This window comes from Streptomyces sp. NPDC000878 (assembly GCF_053599695.1).
Genome location: NZ_JBSFMT010000004.1, coordinates 109,147 through 128,292 on the forward strand (window position 1 = coordinate 109,147; position 19,146 = coordinate 128,292).

Here is a 19,146-nt window from a genome sequence, read left to right on the forward strand (position 1 = left end):
GATCATCCTTTCCCGGCCGGTTCGCGGCCGGCGATCGACTGCTCCACCCACCGCCGCAGGGCAGGGGCAGGTGCGGCACCCGCCTGCCGGGCGATGGTCTGTCCTTTGTCGAGGACCAGCAGCGTCGGTACGGCCTGGACCTCGAACCGCCGCGCCAGGCGCGGGTTCTTGTCGATGTCGACCTTGACCAGCTTGATCGTTCCCGCGAGATCGGCGGCGACCTTCTCCAGCGCGGGGCTCACCATGCGACAGGGGCCGCACCAGGTGGCCCACAGGTCCACGACGACGGGCACGGTGGCCTGCTCGACGACCTCGGTGAAGTCGTCGTCGCCCGCGTCGGCCATCCACGGCAGAGGCTGCTTGCAGTTGCCGCACCTGGGACGGCCCTCGGCGGCCACGGGTACCCGGTTGGTGCGCCCGCAGTGCGGGCAGGTGACGGTGGTGGCCTGCACGGTACTCATGCCGCCCTCGCTCCCTTCACGTCCTTGGGCTGGTCGTAGGTGACCACCAGTTCTCCGTGCTCGGCGTCGACGCGCACCGTCGCGCCGTCCTGGACGTCGCCGCGCAGCAGGGCGCGTCCGACCAGTGTCTCGACCTCGTGGGAGATGTAACGCCGCAGCGGCCGGGCCCCGTACACCGGGTCGTAGCCCTGGTGGGCGATCAACTCCCGAGCCGCATCGGTGAGTTCGACGGTGATGCGGCGTTCGGCGAGCCGCTGCCGCAGCTCGTCGAACTGCAGCTCCACGATCCGCTCGATCTGCCGCTCACCGAGCGGCTTGAACAGCACGATGTCGTCGACGCGGTTGAGGAACTCCGGGCGGAAGTGCCCGCGCAGCTCGCCCATCACCAGGGCGCGGGCGTCCGGCTTGATCTCCCCCTCGGCGGTGGCGCCGTCGAGGAGGTGCTCGGAGCCGATGTTGGACGTCATGATGATCACGGTGTTGCGGAAGTCGACCGTGCGGCCCTGTGCGTCGGTGATGCGGCCGTCGTCGAGGAGCTGCAGCAGGGTGTTGAAGACATCGGTGTGCGCCTTCTCGATCTCGTCGAACAGCACGACCGAGTACGGCTTGCGGCGCACGGCCTCGGTGAGCTGGCCGCCCTCCTCGTAGCCGACGTATCCGGGCGGTGCGCCCATGAGCCGGCTGACGGTGTGCCGCTCCTGGTACTCACTCATGTCGAGGCGGACCATGTTCTCCTCGGAGTCGAACAGGGTCCGGGCGAGGGTCTTGGCCAGCTCGGTCTTCCCGACGCCGGTGGGGCCGAGGAAGATGAACGAGCCGATGGGGCGGCGAGGGTCGCGGATGCCGGAGCGGGCGCGGATGATGGCGTCGGCGACGAGCTTGACGGCCTCGTCCTGGCCGATGACGCGCTCGCGCAGGATGTCGTCGAGGCGCAGCAGTTTCTCGCGTTCGCCCTCCTGGAGGCGGGAGACGGGGATGCCGGTCCAGGCGGCGACGATCTCGGCGATCTCCTCCTCGGTGACGACCTCGCGCAGCAGCCGGTTCTGCCCTTGTTTGGCGGCCAGTTGCTCCTCCTCTGCGGCGAGTCGGCGCTCCAGGCCCTGGAGGCGGCCGTAGCGGAGTTCGGCGGCGCGGTTGAGGTCGTAGGCGCGTTCGGCCTCCTCCGCCTCGTGGCGGACCTGCTCCAGTTCCTGACGCAGCTCCTGCACGCGGCGGATCGCCTGCCGTTCGGCCTCCCACTGGGCGTGTTTGGCGTCAGCCTCGCCGCGCAGGTCGGCCAGTTCCCTGCGCAGTTCCTCCAGGCGGGCCTTGCTGGCGGGGTCGGTCTCCTTGGACAGGGCCGCGTCCTCGATCTCCAGGCGGGTCACCCGGCGGGTGATCTCGTCGAGTTCGGCGGGCATGGAGTCGATCTCCGTACGCAGCCGGGCACAGGCCTCGTCGACGAGGTCGATGGCCTTGTCGGGCAGGAAACGGTCGGTGATGTAGCGGTGGGAGAGCGTCGCTGCCGCGACCAGCGAGGTGTCCTGGATCTTGACACCGTGGAAGACCTCAAGGCGTTCGCGCAGGCCGCGCAGAATGGAGATGGTGTCCTCCACGCTGGGCTCGTCGACCACGACCTGCTGGAAGCGGCGTTCGAGGGCGGCGTCCTTCTCGATGTGCTTGCGGTACTCGTCCAGGGTGGTCGCGCCGATCATGTGCAGTTCGCCGCGTGCCAGCATGGGCTTGAGCATGTTGCCCGCGTCCATGGCTCCTTCGGCGGCGCCCGCGCCGACGACCGTGTGCAACTCGTCGACGAAGAGCAGGATCCGCCCCCCGGCGGCCTTGACCTCGCTCAGCACGGCCTTGAGGCGTTCCTCGAACTCGCCGCGGTACTTGGCGCCCGCCACGAGCGAGCCCATGTCGAGGGCGAACACCGTCTTGTCGCGCAGGCCCTCGGGCACGTCACCGCGCACGATGCGCTGGGCCAGACCCTCGACGATGGCGGTCTTGCCGACGCCGGGGTCGCCGATCAGGACGGGGTTGTTCTTGCTCTTGCGGCTGAGGATCTGGGTGACGCGGCGGATCTCGGCATCCCGGCCGATGACGGGGTCGAGCCTGCCGGTCCTGGCCTCGGCGACCAGGTCACGGCCGTATTTCTCCAGGGCCTCGTAGGCCACCTCGGGGTTGGCGGAGGTCACGCGCTGGTTGCCGCGGACCTGGGTGAGCGCGCCGAGGAAGGACTCCCGGGTCACGCCGTGCTCCTTCAGCAGATGCCCGGCGGCGGTCGCCGAACCTTCCTCGGCCAGGGCCAGCAGCAGGTGTTCCACGGACACGTACTCGTCCTTGAGGCGTTTGGCCTCCCGCTCGGCCGAGTCCAGCAACCGGGCGAGGCGCTGGGTGACGAAGACCTGGCCCGGCGTCGCGCCCGGGCCGGTCACCTTGGGCCGGCGGGAGAGCTCCTCGCGTACGGCCGCACGCAACTCCTTGGGCTCGGTGCCCGTCTGCTGCAGCAGACGCGGGATCAGGCCCTCCTCCTGGTCGAGGAGGGCGAGCAGCAGATGCTCGCCGTCGACCTCGGTGTGCCCCAGGCGGCCGGCGGCGCTCTGGGCCTCCTGCAGGGCTTCCTGGGACTTCTGGGTCAGGCGATTCATGTCCATGGTGGTAGATCACTCCTCATGCCTGCACGCCGCAGCGCGGCTTCGAGCAAGCTGATGTGGTCGAGCAGGTCGAGCACCAGACCGATGGATGCGTAGTTCAGGCACAGCCCTGTGCGCAACCGCTGGACGCGGGCCAGGGCGGCCGGAGCCGTGGGAGCGAACACCATCCGTCCGGAGGCGTCGAGGCCGGCGTCCACCAGTCCGAGGGCGACGAACCGACGGATCAGGTCGGGATGGAGGCCTGAGCGGCGGGCCACGGTCTCCAGGGAGAGCCTGGGCACGGGCACGATCGCGTACTGCACGCCCACCTCGGTCGTGCGTGCGCGGGGCGGGCGGGCCTCGGCGGGTCGGTCGCTCATCAGGTCCTCCTGGGGTCGAACGAGGAGACAGCGGCAAGTTCCTCCAGCAGCTCGCGCTCCCGGTCGCTCAGCCGTGGCGGCACCATGATCCGCAGCTCCGCGTACAGGTCTCCGTTCGCGCCGCGCGGGCCCGGCATGCCCTCGCCGCGCAGCCGCAGGCGCCGTCCGCTGGAGGACCCGGCGGGCACGGTCACCTTCGCCGTAGCGCCGCTCGGAGTGGGCACCGGTACGGTCGCGCCCAGCGCCGCCTCCCACGGGGTGACCGGAAGCGTCACGTGGACGTCCCGGCCGTCGAGGCGGAACTCGGGGTGCGGCCGGATCCGCACCCTCAGGTACAGGTCCCCGGCGGGAGCGCCGTCACCGCTCCCGCGCCCGCCCTCCCCGGCCAGCCGGATGCGCTGCCCGTCGGTGGTGCCGGGCGGCACGTCGACCTGGTAGCGCCGCTGACCGGTCGGCCCGGCGAGGGTGACCGTACGGCGGCCGCCCCGATAGGCCTCCTCGACGGTGAGCGGCAGTTCGGCCTCCTGGTCGGCGCCGGGCACGCGCATCCGCCCGGCACCGCCGAACAGCGAACCGAACAGATCCTCGACGTCGACCCCCTCGCCCTCGAAGCCTGCCGTGGAGTACCGCACCCGGGGACCGCCTCCGGTGGTCCAACGGAAGCCGTTGCCGGTTCCAGCTCCGGCGGCGACCCGCTCCTCCCAGTCCTCCGGGACCTTCCGGAAGTCCTCGCCGAAGCGGTCGTACCGGGCTCGCTGCTCCGGATCGGACAGGACGCTGAAGGCCTCGTTGATCTCCTTGAACCGCTCCTCCGCCTCGGGGTCCTTGTTGACGTCGGGGTGGTACCTGCGGGCAAGGGTGCGATAGGCCCGCTGGATCTCGTCCCGGTCGGCGGTGCGCGAAACACCGAGCACCTCGTAGAAGTCGCGTGCCATGGACGGTCACTCCCGCTTGGCGACGGTCACGGCGGCAGGCCGCAGCTGCCGCTCGGCCTCCCCGTAACCGGGTCGCAGCACTTGGACCACGGTGTTCGGATCGGCGTCGGGATCCTGAACCACGCCGACCACCTCGTGCCGGGCCGGGTCGAACGCCACGCCCTTCTCTGCGTGGCGCGGGTAGCCCAGCCGCTCCAGGACGTTCACGGCCTGGTCACGCACAGCCCGGACACCTTCGACAATCGCACCGGGGTCGGCGGCCGCGTGGCTCAGGGCAAGTTCCAGGTTGTCGATGACGGGCAGGAAGGCCGCAGCCGTACGGGCGCGTTCGGCCGCGGCCTCCCGCTCCAGCTCCCTGGCGTGGCGTTTGCGCAGGTTGTCGAGGTCGGCCAGGGCGCGGCGCCAGCGGTCCTCGGCCTCTCGCAGCGCGGCCGCGGATTCGTCCTCGGGTGCGGCGCTGCCGGTTGCGGCGTCGGGCCACGGCTCGGCTTCCTCGGTCGGCGGTCGAGGCTGTGCAAGGTCCCCGCGCGGCGGCTGTACCGCGCCTTCCGGCGACGGGTCGGGCTCTCGGTCCTGGGGTGGGATGGGCATGGCGGGCACCTCAGCCCTTGTCGAAGTCGGCGTCGATCACATCGTCGCCGCCCCCGGCGCCGCCCGGCGCGGCCCCGGATCCGTCCGGTGAGCCGGTGCCCGCCGGACCGCCCGCGGCGGATCCCGCCTGGTGGGCTGCGAGCCCCGCGAAGACCTGCTGGAGTTCGGATGTCAGCGGCCGGACCTTGTCCACCCCGGCCTCGTTCTTGACCGCCTCGCGAGCCTCGGCCACCAGCATCTCGGCGCGGGCCTTCTCATGTGCGGGTGCGGCGTCGCCGAGCTCGCCGAGGCGCTTTTCGACCTGGTAGGCGATGGCGTCAAGTTCGTTGCGGGCGTCGACTGCCTCGCGCAGGGCCTGGTCCTGGCCGCGGTTGTGTTCGGCCTCCTGGACCATCCGCTCGACCTCGCTGCGGTCGAGGTTGGAGCTCTCGCTGATGGTGATGCCCTGCTCCTTGCCGGTGTCCTTGTCCCGCGCGGTGACGTTGAGGATGCCGTTGGCGTCGACGTCGAAGGTGACCTCGACCTGCGGCTCGCCGCGCGGCGCGGGGCGGATGTCGGTGAGCTGGAAGCGACCGAGGACCCGGTTGTCGGCGGCCAGCTCCCGCTCGCCCTGCAGGACGACGACATCGACTGCGGGCTGGTTGTCCTCGGCGGTGGAAAAGGTCTCGGTGCGGCGCACCGGGATGGTGGTGTTCCGCTCGATGATCTTCGTCATCACGCCGCCGCGTGTCTCCACGCCCAGCGACAACGGAGTGACATCGAGCAGCAGGACATCCTTGACCTCGCCCTTGAGGACCCCGGCCTGGATCGCGGCGCCCATCGCCACGACCTCGTCGGGGTTGACGCTCATGTTGGGGTCCTTGCCGCCGGTCAGCCTCCGCACCAGGGCCTGGACGGCGGGGATGCGGGTGGAGCCGCCGACGAGGATGACCTCGTCGATGTCGCTGTCACTTACCTTGGCGTCGTCCATGGCCTGCCGCACCGGGCCCAGGCAGCGCTCCACCAGGTCGCCGGTGATCTGCTCGAACCTGGACCGCATGATCGTCGTGGTCAGATGCTTGGGCCCGGAGGCATCGGCCGTGATGAACGGCAGGCTGACCTGCGTCTGGGTCACCGAGCTGAGCTCGGTCTTGGCCTTCTCTGCGGCCTCGAACAGGCGTTGCAGCGCCTGCGGGTCCTGGCGCAGGTCGATGCCGTTCTCCTTCTGGAAGCCGTCGGCGAGCTGGTCGACCAGCCGGCGGTCGAAGTCGTCGCCGCCCAGATGGCTGTCGCCCGCCGTGGACCGTACCTCCACCACGCCGTCGCCGACGTCGAGGATGCTGACGTCGAAGGTTCCGCCGCCCAGGTCGAAGACGAGCACCGTCTCGTGCTGCTTCTTGTCCATGCCGTAGGCGAGGGCGGCCGCGGTCGGCTCGTTGATGATCCGCAGCACTTCCAGGCCGGCGATGCGTCCGGCGTCCTTGGTGGCGGTGCGCTGGGCGTCGTTGAAGTAGGCGGGCACCGTGATGACCGCCTCCGTGACCCGCTCGCCCAGCTGCTTGGAGGCGTCGTCGGCGAGCTTGCGCAGCACCTGCGCGCTGATCTCCTCGGGCGCGTAGAGCTTGTCGCGCACCTTGAAGCGGGCGGCGCCGCCGTCTCCCTCGACCACGTCGTACGCGACGGCCTTGGCCTCTTCGGAGATCTCGTCGAAGTGGCGGCCGATGAACCGCTTGGCCGAGTAGATGGTGCCCTTGGGGTTGAGGATCGCCTGCCGGCGGGCCAGCTGGCCCACCAGGCGCTCGCCGGTGTCGGTGAAGGCCACCACGGACGGCGTCGTCCGGTTGCCCTCGCTGTTGGGTACGACCGTCGACTCGCCGCCCTCCCAGACGGCGATCACCGAGTTCGTGGTGCCCAGGTCGATGCCTACTGCCTTGGCCATGAGGAACTCCTTCCGCGACGGGCGGTCCCCGGTCGCCCTGGGAGCCGCGCCCGGTCTTCCGCACTCGCTCAGGTGACGGCGGGACCGCCCTGCGGGCGGCTGCTCTTCCAAGCCCCGCTGTCTGTACTGGTGCCGGTTCCGCTGGGCAGCTCGGCCAGCAGCCGCACCGCTTCCTCGGCGACCGCGTCGTCGGCGACGACGTCGTACCAGCTGGGCTGCATGAACCTCACCGAGGCGAAGTTCCTGCGGCCACGCTGGGCCGCGTACACCAGCAGGCCGAGCAGAGCTCCGCCGAGTGCTCCGAAAACCAGCCCGTACAGGGCGAGGAGCAGTCCCGACACGACCGGGTCCAGCCAGTTCAGCAGCCCGAAGATCCACCCGATCAGTGCGCCGGGCAGCGCGCCGCTCGCCGCGCCGTGCAGGGCGGCCCCGCCAGGTCCCATGCCGCCGGTCACCTGCTCGACCAGGCGCACGTCCTGCCCGATGATGGCCAACTTCTCTACGGGAAAACCCTGATCGGCAAGGTGATCGACGGCGCCTTCCGCCTCCTGGTAGGTCGTGTACGAGGCGATGGTCCTGCGGGCCTGCTCGCTCATCAGCCGGTCCTTCCTGCCACGGCCACCGGTGCGCCGACGATCCCTGACGAGCCCAGAGTGGCAAGAGAGCAGCGCGCTCCGCCTGCACCTGGCAGGTCGGAAATCGGCGCGGTCGGTCGGTCCACGAGAACAAAGATCAAATTGGGACAAGTCGGATGCTCTTGCCTAGGCTGGGTGCTCAGGCTCGCCCAGGCGTGGATCCCGCGACTCGCTCGATCGCCTCCGATGACCGGAGGGGAACGGAGTGATCTATGGCCGGCCATCCGTCACAGAGGCTGTCCCTCAATGTCTCCGACCAGGAAGTGACCCGTCATCCGAGCGACACCGCGGGCACCGAACGGCACGATCCCCGTCCGTTCGCGGCGCTGGACCCACACGGGCTGCTGGTGCTGTCCCGCACCCTTTTCACCTGCGCGGAGCAGAGTGAGGTCGTGCGGTTGGCCATGCGGCACGTCAGTGCCCTGGGTCCTTACCACGCCGAGGCCGGATACCTCGCGACGGGCGACGGTTTTTCCCGCGTCCCAGGCCACGACGCGGGAGCGCCAACGGTCGACGACGCACGGATGAAGGAGTTGGGCGAGGCTGACGGCTCCGTGTCCCTTCCGGAGCGGGTCTGGACCTGGGCGTTCGGCCTGCGCGGGGCCGGCGGTCTGCTCGGCTACATCGTGGTCTCCTCCCACTCCGGTCCCGATGAGCAGGGGCACTTCCTCCTCTCGACCCTCGTGGGGCTCACATCGGCGGCCCTGTCGCTGGCGGCCATGCGCCCTGCGCACCACGACAGCGCCGGAGAACTGAGCCGACTCCGTGCCGAACGGGACGCCGTATTGCGGCAGTTGGACACAATGCGCTCCGAGCTGCACCTGCAGAAGACCGTGCACGAGACCCTCGCCCGTGTCGCTGCCCGGGGCGGCGGCGAGGACGCCATCACCCAAGCGCTGTACGAGCTCACCGGGCTGTCGGCGCTCATCGAGGACCGGTTCGGCAACCTGAGGTCCTGGGCCGGTCCCGACCGGCCCGACCCCTATCCGGTGCGGTCCTCGACCTACCAGGAGGAGATGCTGCGGCAGGTCGCGCGCGAGGCGGGCCCGGTCAGAGTCAAGGACCGGCTGATCGCTTTGGCCCGCCCGCGCGGCGACGTCCTCGGCGTACTCGTCATCGAGGACCCCGAGGCGACGGCCGACGAGCACACCATGTTCGCCCTGGATCACGCCCAGCGCTCGCTCGCCCAGGAGCTCATGCATATGCGCGAACTCACCGAGGTCGAACTGCGGCTGCGCCGCCAGCTGATCGACGACCTGTTGGAGGGCACTGACGAGACGAGTGCCTACGCCCGGGCCGAAGCCGTCGGCCACGACCTGCAACGTACCCATTACGTGGTCGTGGTGTACTGGCCCGGCAACGCCCCTGACGACTCCTTCACCCGTGCCCTCGATCAGGCGACGGCCACCACGGCGACCCGTCCGCTGATCACCCGTCGCGGTGACCGGGTGGTCCTGCTGACCGAAGCAAGGCCCCACGACGATGCCGTGCACGCTGCGCTGGCGCATGAACTGGGGACGCCCGACGGTGCGATCGGGGTGAGCACCCGCTGCGACTCCCCGGACGGTGTTCCCCGCTGCTATCAGGAGGCCCTGCGGGCCTTGGAGGTGCGGCAGAACTCCCGCCAGCGCAGCGGGACGACGTTCTTCGACGACCTCGGGCTGTACCGGATCCTGGGGCCCGGAAACGATCTCCGGGAGCTCGAAGGCTTCGTGCGGGAGTGGCTCGGCCAGCTGATCGACTACGACGCGGGGCACGACACGGAGTTGGTGGAGACGCTCTCGCGTTACTTCGACTGCGGAGGCAACTACGACGATGCGGCCGCCGCGCTGACGGTCCACCGCAGCACCCTGCGCTACCGGCTGCAGCGCATCCGTGAGATCAGCGACCGCGACCTGGCGGATGTGGACACCCGGCTCAATCTGCAGGTGGCAACTCGCGTCTGGAAGATCATCTTGGGCGGGCGGCGCTGACCGCAGCCACCCGGAGGGCCGGTGCAGCAGGTCAGCCCGGCTGCCGGAGCCTGCCGACAACTGTCTTGGAACGCTGCTACCCGTGCATTCGCGGCCTTCCGCCGACATCGCCCTGCGCACGTGGGCTGACGGGATGGGAACGGCGCCACTGCGCGCCGGGCCAGTAGAAGCGGTAGCGGTGCTGTGTCGGCCGGTCACGGCCTTCTCGCACTTCTCCTACGAACGCGACGAGGCGAGGCGGAAGGCTCGCATGCGCCTCACGGGCCGCGGAGAAGGGTTCGGGTCTCGTGGTCGATCTGCTGGGCCTCTCCGGTGGGTACGACCACGATCGGTATTTCCGCCCCCGGCCCGCTGACGATTGCCGGACGGCTCGCGTCGTCGGGCGTGCGCAGGCCGCCGGTCAGGCCGAGGGCGGTGAGCCGGGTGCATACCTCTTCGCGGACCTCGGGCTGGTCTTCGCCGATCTCCCCGGTGAAGACCAGGGCGTCGAGCCGGTCGAGGGACGCGGCCATCGCAGCGATGCCGCGGCGACAGTGATGAGTGAAGACGTCCAGGGCGAGAGCGGCGCGCTCGTCGCCCGCTGCCCGGCTGCGGACGAGGTCGCGAGTGTCGTCGGAGGTTCCGGAGAGGCCGAGCAGACCGGAATGGTGATTCAGTACGTCCTCGATGTCGTCGGCGGACAGACGGTGCCGCGTCTGCAGCCAGGTCAGGGCGCCGGGGTCCACGCTTCCGCTGCGATGGCTCATCACCAACCCCTCCAGCGGTGTGAAGCCCATGGTGGTGTCGACGCTGGTCCCGTTGTGCACCGCACAGGCGGAGCAGCCGCCACCGAGGTGGGCGATCACCAGGTGGAGCTGCTGGGGGCGCTGACCGAGCAGTTCGGCCGTCCGGCCGAGTGCCCAGGCGTAGGACAGCCCGTGGAAGCCGTAGCGGCGCATCCCGTACTCCTCGCGCCAGGTGGCGGGCACCGCGTACTCGCGGGCGGCGGCGGGCAGGCCGGCGTGGAAGACGGTGTCGAAGCAGGCTGCGTGCGGGACGTCGGGTAGCAGGTTCCGGGCGGTATCCAGGACAGTGAGGGCCGGCGGGACGTGCAGCGGTGCCAGGTCGGCCACATTCCCGAGGGCGGCCCGGACGTCGTCGTCGACCAGGACGTGGCTGCGCAGTCCGGGTCCGCCGTGGACGATGCGGTGACCCACGGCAGTCGGCGATGGCGTTTGGGCCAGCAGTTGCCGCAGAGGGCCGGACACGTCTTCGCCGGGTGCGGAGGCGCTGTGGTGTTCGGCCAGGACCTGCCCGTCGTCGCCGAACACGGTCAGCCTCAGGCTGGACGAGCCTGCGTCGGCCACCAGGACTGGGCCGGTGTTTCCTGCCGACACGGTGCTCCTTCCCCGCGGTCCCGGACCGCGTCGCACGGCTGTGCCCGCAACGGCTCGGCGTGTGTGCCGAGGCAGCCGGGTACCCGCCTGACCTCGTATGAAACGGAGGCCCATCGGATGAGCTCGGCACACCAGGAAGGTGCGGCGTACCGGCGGGCGGCCGACCATGTGGCCGCATCAGTGATCTTCCTGCGCGGCAACGTGCTGCTACGGGAGCCGCTGCGGCCGGAACACATCAAGCCGAGGCAGCTCGGCCACTGGGGCTCGTGCCCGGGGATCACCATGGTGTACGCGGCGCTCAACACGCTCGTCCGTGAGCGGGACGCCGATGGGCTGTCGGTGCCCGGTCCCGGCCACGGCTCCCCGGCCAACCACGCCAACCTCTGGATGGAGGGCACCCACGAGGAGTACGACCCCGCGCATGTCCGGACCGGCGCAGGTCTGAGGACCTGACAGTCCCGACGTGCGTGACGTGCGCATCCTCGCAATCGGGGAATCATTGAGCCATTTCAGCGCGGGCCCCGATCGGGCGACGCTCGCGGTGTGCGCAACGGACGCGGCTCCCGCGCCGTTGGGGGAGGTGTTCGGAGTCTCGACCCACAGGCCCAGGAGCCGCGTTGGTTCCGTGTTCTGCCGTACTCGACCTGCCCCACGCGCTGGTCGAGTGGGTGACCACGCTCATCGTCACCCGCGAGGGACCGTCGCTGCGAACTCCCTCCGCACCGGCGTGCGCTGGTCGGCCTGGTATACCTGCGCAGGCACGACACGCTCGCGCAGATCGCCGCCGGCTTCGGGATCTCCGTGAGCAGCGCCCACGCCTGCACCACCACGGTGATCAGGCTGCTCGCCGAGCGTGCACCAGGCCTGCTCAAGGTGCTGCGGGAGGCCGATCCCGACTACGTCCTGCTCGACGGAACTCCCGCCGTGTGCGACCGGGTAGGCGACGGCCGGACCGACTGCTCCGCCAAGCACCGTCGGCATGGGGTGAACGTGCAGCTGGTGACCGATCCGGACGGACGACTGCTGTGGATCTCGCCCGCGCTGCCCGGCCGTGCGCACTACCTGACCTCGGCCCGCACCCACCGGATCATCCGGATCTGCGAACGCCAGGGCATCCCGATCCTCGCCGACCGCGCCTACATCGGAGCCGGCCCATGGGTGACAACACGCCTCAGACGCCCGCCAGGCGGGAACCTCACGCCAACCCAGCAGACCGTCGACCACGCGCTGTCCGCAGCACGGGCACCCGTCGAGCGCGGCGTCGCACGACTGAAGTCATGGCGGATCTTCCGCAGGTCCCGACGCAGCCCGAATCGAATATCGTCAATCACCACGGCCATCCTCACCCCGGAGCGGCAACGCTGAAGAAGCTCAGTAGGCCAATGCCGGGCGAGGCTGACGAAGACGTCGTCGAATCGGGGCGCATACTCCCCCAGGCCCTCGGCCTTCCCGTCGGCAGTGACCACGGCCAGTGGGCGCAGGGCCGTGTGCGCGACCGCGCCGATTCGTCGATGCGTGAGCCACTGATCGTTCACCGGGGCAGCGAACGTGACTGCGGACTTCGCGCCCAACGCCGGGGCGTCCAGCGCGCGTTCGCCCATCTGCGCTGATTTCGCCGCCTGCGGGTGCGCCGGCAGATGCGCGACGACCTCCAGGAGGCCTTCCTCACCCTCGGATGCGCACTGCTCTGCCGGTGGCGCCTGGCCTCGGCTGTCGACCCCTAACTCTTCTGCAGAGTGCGGCTGACGCCCGCGATGACCGCGGTCGTCAGCACCCATCCGAGGGCGATCAGCAGGTAGGCCAGCCACTGGAGGCCGTCGTTCGACCAGTACCACGCCGTGCGTTGGCCCAGACCACCGATGGGGATCAGCAGGTCGAGTGTGTAGACGAGGGGCTGGAACGGGGCGCCTTCGCCTCGTTGGAGCCGATGAGGGGAGTGCGTCCCGAAGGACAGCATGCCCAGGAAGGTCAGCGCGAGGAGCCAGACGCCGGCCAGCCAGGGGCGGTAGCCATAGCCGACGGTCACGTCGAGCAGGTGTCCCCACACGCGCGCGGCCGGGAGCAGGGTTTGACGCCGATGGCGCTGTTTGGCCAGGAGTACGCGGCGGGCGTCGTCGTCGTGGCCGGCCTTCCGGTACCAGCTCGCCAACTGCTCATAGGGCTGGGGGTTGTAGCCCGGGCTGTGTCGTATCCACGCCACGCGGCGGGTTACGGAGTCCCGCCGGCCCACTGCCTCCCGCCGCTCGCCTGAATCCTCCACCTTGATGGAGCCGTAGACGAAGCCGTCCAGTTCCACCACGTCCGGCCAACTGTGCTCGCTGTCGTGGAGGTAGGACACCTGCGCGCCCCGCAGGTCCACGGTGCCGGCGGGTGACCGGGCGAGGGTGAGGTCGAAGTCGACGGCCTGCATCAGCGGGGCGACCAATGACGGGCCGTGGCCGTCGGACGGCCCGTTCAGGACGGCTCCTTCGAAGGTCAGGTTGTCCGAGATCCGGGCACCCCGCAGCCGTACGGTCCCGTTCGCGACGAACCCGTCGGAGAAGTCGAGCGTCGAGGCCACGGCGTTGTCCAGGGCGAGCGCCACCCCACGTCGGCCGGGGCGGTCCAGCAGCGCGCCCCGCATGTGCAGCCCGCCGGGCAACTGTGCCCCCATGAGTCGGACTTCGCCGTGCGCGACGAATCCGTCCACACAGTAGACGCCGCCCTCTGCGACGAGTCCGCCGGCGGACACCGCCCATTCCTCGGGTGCGGTGATCTCGGCGCCGCTGAGGTTCACGGCCCCGCTCACGCGGGCGTTGATGAGCGACAAGGCCGTGACCCTGCGGTGGAAGGGCGAGGCAGAGCCGCTTGCGATGCGAGAACGCCGCAGGTCGAGGCGCCCCTCGATCCGGATCAAGCCGGCTTCCACGCCCGGCACTTGACTGCCCACGATCGCGATCGACTGGGTCGACGCACCCGAGAGATCCACGCCTTCCTCGAACCAGCAGTCTTCGAGCCAGAGGGCGTGAGCGACCTGCGCGCCGGCCAGGTCGAGGTGCCCGGATATCCGTGCCCCGACGAGCCTCAGACACGCGACGGCGCCTGGCTGCGCGGTGTTCGCCCCCAGGAGGAGCGCCACGATCACGGCGGCCCGGACCGTCCGCCCGGGACCCCACTGCCCACCCTCGGCAACTCGGTCGTCCTCGGGCACACCAATGCGCAGGTCCACGCGGCGTCCCTCGGGGAACGCGTCCCACAACTCACGCTCTGGTGAAGTCAACTCGTCGTAGGAAAGCACTCATGCAGAGTAGTGATCTTCCTTCGCCCTCGCCCTGCCTCACCGCACGCGGCAGTACGTGGTGAAGTGAACGGGAGCCCGCTCGGGGTGCGCCCGGCCCAGCGCGGAGGCGCTTGGCGGAGGCGGGTGGCTCCGTGGCATCCGGCGATGGAGCCTCCGTAAAACCCGTTGGCGGACCGTGGCGGCCACTGCTAGTTTTCCGGAGGCCGTGCGAGAGAACGAGGAGGTGGTACCCGTGAACGCAGTATCGACATGGGTGCTTCCCTCCGGGGTCACGGTCGGGCGATAGGTCGTCCGGGAGCGCCACTCTGAGCACTCCCGAAAGGCACGACCATGCACTTCATCTCCGAGCAGCGCCTCGACGACGGCGTCCTCGAACGCGAATTCACCCTCGGCGAGATCCCCGGCACCCTGTGGACGCCTGAATCCGCCACATCCGCCACTCCGGCCCCGCTGATCCTGATGGCCCACAACAACGGCCTGCCCAAGCGTGAACCCCGGTTGGTGGCCCGGGCCCGGTACACCGCGGCGCGCGGTTACGCGGTGGCCTCCATCGACGCCGCCGGGTGCGGCGACCGGCCCCGTTCCGCCGCCGACGAGCAGACCCGCGCCGACCTTCGCCGGGCGATGCGGGCCGGCGAGCCGGTCGCCGAAATCTTCGAGTCCCTCGTCGGCCCGCTGGTCGAAAACGCGGTCCCTGAATGGCAGACCACTCTGGACGCCCTCCTCGCGCTGCCCGAGATCGGCGGCCCCGTCGGGTACTCCGGAGGGTGGACCGCCCTCGGCATTCGTCTTGCGGTGGCCGATCCACGCATCGCCGCCGCCGGTTTCTTCGCCGGGGGTTACGTGCCCCGCGCCCAGCGCGAGGAGGCCCGACAGGTCACCATTCCGCTGCTGTTCCTGGTGCAGTGGGACGACGAGGGGAACCCCCTGCAGCAGGCGCTGGACCTGTTCGACGCCTTCGGCAGCAAGGAGAAGACGCTGCACGCCAATCTGGGCGGGCACACCGGCACCCCGTGGTTCGAGCTGGAGGACGGGTGCCGGTTCCTGGACCGACACCTGAAGTGAGGCCGGGCTGTCTGGAGGGCAGCCAACGGTAGTCGGTAGGCGGTGTCGGCCAGGGCGCCGCTCATCGAGGGCAGGCCCCTGCTCTCTTCCATGGCGGTGGCCAGCAGATGCACGACCGCCCCGACCGGCCGGTACCGACCAACGGCGGTACCGGCCGGTCGGGGCGGCGCCCGGCCACCAGCGCCTCCATCAAGCTGGGCCCACGCCCGCGGACTGCCGTCAGCCCCCGTCAATGCCTCCCAGCAGCGGCAACCGATTCAATGACGCCACGCCAGGTCCGGCGATAGCCCTCTCGAAGAGGCCCGCCGACCAGGTCGAGGATCTCCGATACCGCGTCGATCATGAGCATGGGGTCTCCCGACTCGCACAAGTGCCGGTGCCCTTCCAGCAGGGCGGCCCCACGCTCTGGGTCCGCCGCCAGAAGACGTCGCGGCAACCACTTCCCGCCGCCGATCCAGGCATGGTGGTGGTCGCAGAGCAGGTCGGCCGCTGTGTTGAGCACGAACCCGGCCACTGCCAGCCGCTCGATGCGGTCGCCCGCATCAGCGAGATCGTCAAGGGCGTCCGTCAGCCCGTACCTCTTCGTCTCGACCGACGCCGGTTCCAGCGCCGGCGGACCCTTTCGCAGGTCCGCCTCGGCCAGGGCACGGGCCCGCCCGGCCTCACCATTCGTGTCGACCAGGACGATCCCGGCGGCATACATGTTCTGAAGGACCGCACGACGTCCAGCAACGTCCGCTGCGAAGAGCTCCACGAGACCGGCACGGGTGTGGACGAAGAGCTCCACGACACGGCCCTCGTACCGAATCGTCTCCCGGCAGGTTTCGCCGCCGTCCCCGATGAGGACCGCGATGTCCAAGTCACTGTGGGCGGTGGCCCGTCCGGCAGCCGTCGACCCGGCAAGGATCACGGCGAGCGCATCGGGGAAACGGTCACGGGCGAGACGTCGCGCTTGGTCGACGGGATCCGTGTTCATGACGGAATGCTTCCAGGAGCCCTGATCAACAGCGACTGGGTTTCTTGCGACGAGTCCCGATCAACTTTCGACGGCCGGGCAGCCGACCGGTCACCGGGAGTGGGTGGTTTCAGCCCTGGGAGAGTTCAGCCAGGGCGTCGAGCCGCGTGGGTGTCCAGCCGAGTTCGCGCTGGGCCCGGGCGCCGGTGAGCTGCTGGTCGAGGGCGAACGCCTCGGCGATCGGGCCCATCTGCCGCAGGGCCTCGTCCAGGGACAGCGAGTTGATCCTGCCCGGGCATCCGGCGGCGTGGCTGAGGGCCAGGGTGATGTCCGCCAGCGGGAGGTTCTGGCCGCTGACCCCTGCGTAGACGGCACCGGCCAGGGCGTTCAGGGCCAGGACGTACAGCTCGGCGATGTCGTCGACGTGGACCAGTGCCCAGTGGGCGGAGCCGTCCCCGATGCAGGGGACAGCACCGGCGGCGCGCCCCGGCTCGACGAAGAACGACTGCGCGAGCCCTCCGCTGTGGCCGTAGACCAGCCCGGGCATCACCACCACCGGGTGCTCTCCTGTGGTGGCCCGTGCGAGCACGCGCTTCTCGTTGTCCAGCCGCCAGGCGGTGATGCCCGGCGGGTTCAGCGGGGCGTCCTCGTCCACGACCCCGTCGGTGTCCCCGTACACCCACGCTCCGCCGGTGTGCACGTACGGTCGGCTCCCCGCGCCGTCCTGCATCGCCTCGGCCGCGGCGCGGTCGACATCCGCGGTGCCCTCGGAGTAGTCCACCCCGAGGTGGATCACACCGTCGGCCCGTCCTGCGGCCTCCCGCAGGACGTCGGTGTCGGTGTCGGTGAGTGCCCCTACCAGGGGAGTAGCACCCAGGTCCGACACGGTGCGCGCGGACCGCTCGCTGCGCGCCAGTGCCGTCACCTCGATGCCGCGTCGGATCAGCGCCGCGATGACGGAGCGGCCGATGTAGCCGGAGCCGCCGGTGACGAAAACCTTCATTGTCCTCACGGTCCTTTCGGATGTCGGATACGGCGGGAATCCCGCCGCTCCCCCACCCTGCGGCCACGCTGCCGTGAGCGTCCAAGACCTCTTCTGTCAGTGACGATGCCCTGGGGGCATCAGCGCTCGGCGGCGGTGACGTCGGCGAACTCGGACATCAGCGCGGAGTGCCGGTCCGCGCTCCAGGCAAGACAGACCTCATTGGGGCCGATGTCGTCGATGGGCACGTGGGCGACATCGGTGTGGGTGTAGTAGGCCGCGGTCGACAAGGGAAGGACCAGCACGCCGCCCGAGGTCGCGACATGCTCCAGCTTCTCCTCCACACTGCCGAAGGCGGGCCGCTCGCCGACCTCCTCGTCGCTGATCCGGTCCGGGAGGTCGCGCCACTCGGGGACGGCGTCGGGGTCCTGCAGCAGCCGCTCGGCGGCCAGGTCCGCGATACCGATGGACGTCTTGCCCGCCAGACGGTGGTGCGACGGAAGTACGGCGACGCGCGCCTCGCGGAAGACAGAGCGCAGCGTCAGGCCGCGGCGCTCGACCGGCAGCCGCACGAAGCTGACGTCGAGGAGGCCCTCGTGTACGGCCTGGACCTGGGTGTCCCAGGAGGTGCGCACCACCTGCACGTCCAGCTCGGGGTGTCTGGCGGTGAAGTCCCGCACGGCGCCGGTCACGGTGATCCCCGGCATGAATCCGACCGTGAACGTGGACGCCCCGTGCGCGGCCCGCTGGACGCGGCGGCCGAGCGCCTGGGCGGAGGCCAGCAAGGGTCGGGCGTCCTCCAGCAGCTGGTGGCCCGCGGCCGTCAGCTCGGTGGACTGCTTGCCCCTGGTGAACAGCTGCGCGCCCAATTCGTGTTCCAGGGCCCGGATCTGCCGGGAAAGCACCGGCTGTGTGATGTGCAACCGCTCGGCCGCCCGACCGAAGTGTGACTCCTCGGCCACGGCCACGAAGTAGCGCAGCTTGCGCAGGTCGACATCCACGGCATCTCCCACGGTACGAACAGCAACCCCTCAGCCTAGCCCCGCCGGGCCGAGCCGTCGGGGTTGCTCATGCCAACGGGGCGCGTCCCGAGTACGCGCCGGCGGTCCCGGTCAGAAGCCTCACAGACGTGGGCCGCGGACCCCGGGAATGTCGATGCCAGAGTCGTCGGACCCGTCCCCGAGGGACATTCTCTTGGTCGCCGTTCCAGCCTCGCCCGTGTGGACCAGCGAAGGCCCGTGAAAGACGATCACCGGCACGTCGGGCGCCGTTTCCATGATGAGCGGGGTCGGTATGTACGGCAGCTCTGGCGGGAGTGGGGCAGCGGCTCCCGCGTAGTGGCGCAGCGAGGTGGCCAGTTCCCTCAGGCGGCGCACATGGATGTTGTGCAGGGCTTCGCCGATGATGCGGGTCGTGTCGTCGGTGAGGGCCAGGAAGGTGGGGTGCAGGACGTATTTGCCGAGCTTGACCGCCGTCTCCAGCCTTTGGTCGCCGCGGGCCAGGTCGGTGACGAGGGTGGCGGTCCAGCCCTCGGGCGAGGAGTTCGGGAGCAGCAGTCGCCCGAGGACGTCGAAGGTGCCGGCCGACCGGAGTTCCCCGGGGTGCGGGACGTCGGGCTGCCCCGGCACACCGGCCGCGCCGAGGTCGGCCTTCGCCCAGCTGTGCGCCCGTACATGCACGGCGAGAGCAAGAGCGGTACGGACGAATCCCTCCTGCGCCGCGACCCCGACCGGCGGGTGGTCCGGCAGACCGGGCCCCAGCATCGCCTGCGTCTGCCCCGCCAGCATGCCCAGGGCCCAGGTCCGCCGTTCCGGGTCCGGAGGATCCCGCCGCAGTTCCCGGGCCGCCTCACGGGCGGCCATCAGCACCCCACGGGCCGGCCGGTCGAGGTGCTCGGGTGACGTGGTGGCCCACTGAGGCGGCCCCGTACCGTCCTCGGAGCCCACGTTGCTCCCCCTCCCCGGCCGGTCCGACAGTACG

The 19,146-nt window shown here is 70.3% G+C and carries 17 protein-coding genes and 1 pseudogene; 5 read left to right on the forward strand and 13 right to left on the reverse strand.

Going from position 1 to position 19,146, the window contains the following annotated elements; genetic code table 11:
* Window positions 1-2 precede the first annotated feature (2 nt).
* From trxA to ACWDR4_RS05765, 7 genes are all read right to left on the reverse strand, one after another.
* Complete coding sequence (gene trxA / locus ACWDR4_RS05735; RefSeq protein WP_389615994.1) at window positions 3-461, reverse strand: thioredoxin; 459 nt, start codon at window positions 459-461, stop codon at window positions 3-5.
* Window positions 458-3,097, reverse strand: a complete 2,640-nt coding sequence (gene clpB / locus ACWDR4_RS05740) for an ATP-dependent chaperone ClpB (RefSeq protein ID WP_450404295.1) — start codon at window positions 3,095-3,097, stop codon at window positions 458-460. Before clpB ends, trxA begins: the two co-directional genes overlap by 4 nt.
* Window positions 3,088-3,456, reverse strand: coding sequence for a chaperone modulator CbpM (locus tag ACWDR4_RS05745; RefSeq protein ID WP_389616000.1), 369 nt, complete (start codon window positions 3,454-3,456; stop codon window positions 3,088-3,090). Before ACWDR4_RS05745 ends, clpB begins: the two co-directional genes overlap by 10 nt.
* On the reverse strand, window positions 3,456-4,391 hold the full coding sequence (locus tag ACWDR4_RS05750) for a DnaJ C-terminal domain-containing protein (RefSeq protein ID WP_450404300.1): 936 nt from the start codon (window positions 4,389-4,391) through the stop codon (window positions 3,456-3,458). The genes ACWDR4_RS05745 and ACWDR4_RS05750 overlap by 1 nt, the downstream gene beginning before the upstream one ends.
* A gap of 6 nt (window positions 4,392-4,397) precedes the next feature.
* The gene (gene grpE, locus ACWDR4_RS05755) at window positions 4,398-4,982 is read right to left on the reverse strand and encodes a nucleotide exchange factor GrpE (RefSeq protein WP_450404302.1); all 585 of its coding nucleotides are present in this window, start codon (window positions 4,980-4,982) and stop codon (window positions 4,398-4,400) included.
* 10 nt (window positions 4,983-4,992) lie between these two features.
* Window positions 4,993-6,900, reverse strand: a complete 1,908-nt coding sequence (gene dnaK / locus ACWDR4_RS05760) for a molecular chaperone DnaK (RefSeq protein ID WP_450404305.1) — start codon at window positions 6,898-6,900, stop codon at window positions 4,993-4,995.
* A gap of 68 nt (window positions 6,901-6,968) precedes the next feature.
* A complete protein-coding gene (locus ACWDR4_RS05765; RefSeq protein ID WP_450404308.1) occupies window positions 6,969-7,496 on the reverse strand; it encodes a general stress protein in 528 nt (175 codons plus the stop codon).
* Between the two features lie 251 nt (window positions 7,497-7,747).
* On the opposite strand from ACWDR4_RS05765, the gene ACWDR4_RS05770 reads away from it, so the two are divergent.
* On the forward strand, window positions 7,748-9,508 hold the full coding sequence (locus tag ACWDR4_RS05770) for a PucR family transcriptional regulator (RefSeq protein ID WP_450404311.1): 1,761 nt from the start codon (window positions 7,748-7,750) through the stop codon (window positions 9,506-9,508).
* 257 nt (window positions 9,509-9,765) lie between these two features.
* Here the strand turns inward: ACWDR4_RS05770 and ACWDR4_RS05775 are convergent, their stop codons facing one another.
* Window positions 9,766-10,884 (reverse strand): acetate/propionate family kinase, encoded by a 1,119-nt coding sequence (locus ACWDR4_RS05775; RefSeq protein WP_450404314.1) that lies wholly within the window; start codon window positions 10,882-10,884, stop codon window positions 9,766-9,768.
* A gap of 117 nt (window positions 10,885-11,001) precedes the next feature.
* Here ACWDR4_RS05775 and ACWDR4_RS05780 point away from each other — a divergent pair, with 117 nt between their 5' ends.
* The 3 genes and pseudogenes from ACWDR4_RS05780 (at window position 11,002) to ACWDR4_RS05790 (ending at window position 12,494) form a co-directional block, all read left to right on the forward strand.
* Window positions 11,002-11,337 (forward strand): phosphoketolase family protein, encoded by a 336-nt coding sequence (locus ACWDR4_RS05780; protein ID WP_450404317.1) that lies wholly within the window; start codon window positions 11,002-11,004, stop codon window positions 11,335-11,337.
* A gap of 164 nt (window positions 11,338-11,501) precedes the next feature.
* A pseudogene (locus ACWDR4_RS05785) lies at window positions 11,502-12,249 on the forward strand (transposase family protein).
* Window positions 12,250-12,266: 17 nt separating this feature from the next.
* Window positions 12,267-12,494 (forward strand): hypothetical protein, encoded by a 228-nt coding sequence (locus tag ACWDR4_RS05790; RefSeq protein WP_450404319.1) that lies wholly within the window; start codon window positions 12,267-12,269, stop codon window positions 12,492-12,494.
* Window positions 12,495-12,604: 110 nt separating this feature from the next.
* On the opposite strand, the gene ACWDR4_RS05795 is transcribed toward ACWDR4_RS05790, so the two are convergent.
* Window positions 12,605-14,161, reverse strand: coding sequence for an oxidoreductase (locus ACWDR4_RS05795; protein ID WP_450404322.1), 1,557 nt, complete (start codon window positions 14,159-14,161; stop codon window positions 12,605-12,607).
* 333 nt (window positions 14,162-14,494) lie between these two features.
* On the opposite strand from ACWDR4_RS05795, the gene ACWDR4_RS05800 reads away from it, so the two are divergent.
* Entirely contained in the window at window positions 14,495-15,229 is a 735-nt protein-coding gene (locus ACWDR4_RS05800) for a dienelactone hydrolase family protein (RefSeq protein WP_450404325.1), read from the forward strand.
* A 229-nt stretch (window positions 15,230-15,458) separates the two neighbouring features.
* On the opposite strand, the gene ACWDR4_RS05805 is transcribed toward ACWDR4_RS05800, so the two are convergent.
* The 4 genes from ACWDR4_RS05805 to ACWDR4_RS05820 all read right to left on the reverse strand — a co-directional run bounded on the left by ACWDR4_RS05805 (window position 15,459) and on the right by ACWDR4_RS05820 (window position 19,112).
* Window positions 15,459-16,205 (reverse strand): nucleotidyltransferase domain-containing protein, encoded by a 747-nt coding sequence (locus ACWDR4_RS05805; RefSeq protein WP_450404328.1) that lies wholly within the window; start codon window positions 16,203-16,205, stop codon window positions 15,459-15,461.
* A gap of 109 nt (window positions 16,206-16,314) precedes the next feature.
* Entirely contained in the window at window positions 16,315-17,187 is an 873-nt protein-coding gene (locus ACWDR4_RS05810; RefSeq protein WP_450404331.1) for an NAD-dependent epimerase/dehydratase family protein, read from the reverse strand.
* Window positions 17,188-17,306: 119 nt separating this feature from the next.
* The gene (locus ACWDR4_RS05815) at window positions 17,307-18,179 is read right to left on the reverse strand and encodes a LysR family transcriptional regulator (protein WP_450404334.1); all 873 of its coding nucleotides are present in this window, start codon (window positions 18,177-18,179) and stop codon (window positions 17,307-17,309) included.
* Between the two features lie 108 nt (window positions 18,180-18,287).
* Window positions 18,288-19,112 carry a hypothetical protein gene (locus ACWDR4_RS05820; RefSeq protein WP_450404337.1) on the reverse strand — a complete coding sequence of 275 codons (825 nt, stop codon included), beginning with the start codon at window positions 19,110-19,112 and terminating at the stop codon, window positions 18,288-18,290.
* Between the last annotated feature and the right edge of the window lie 34 nt (window positions 19,113-19,146).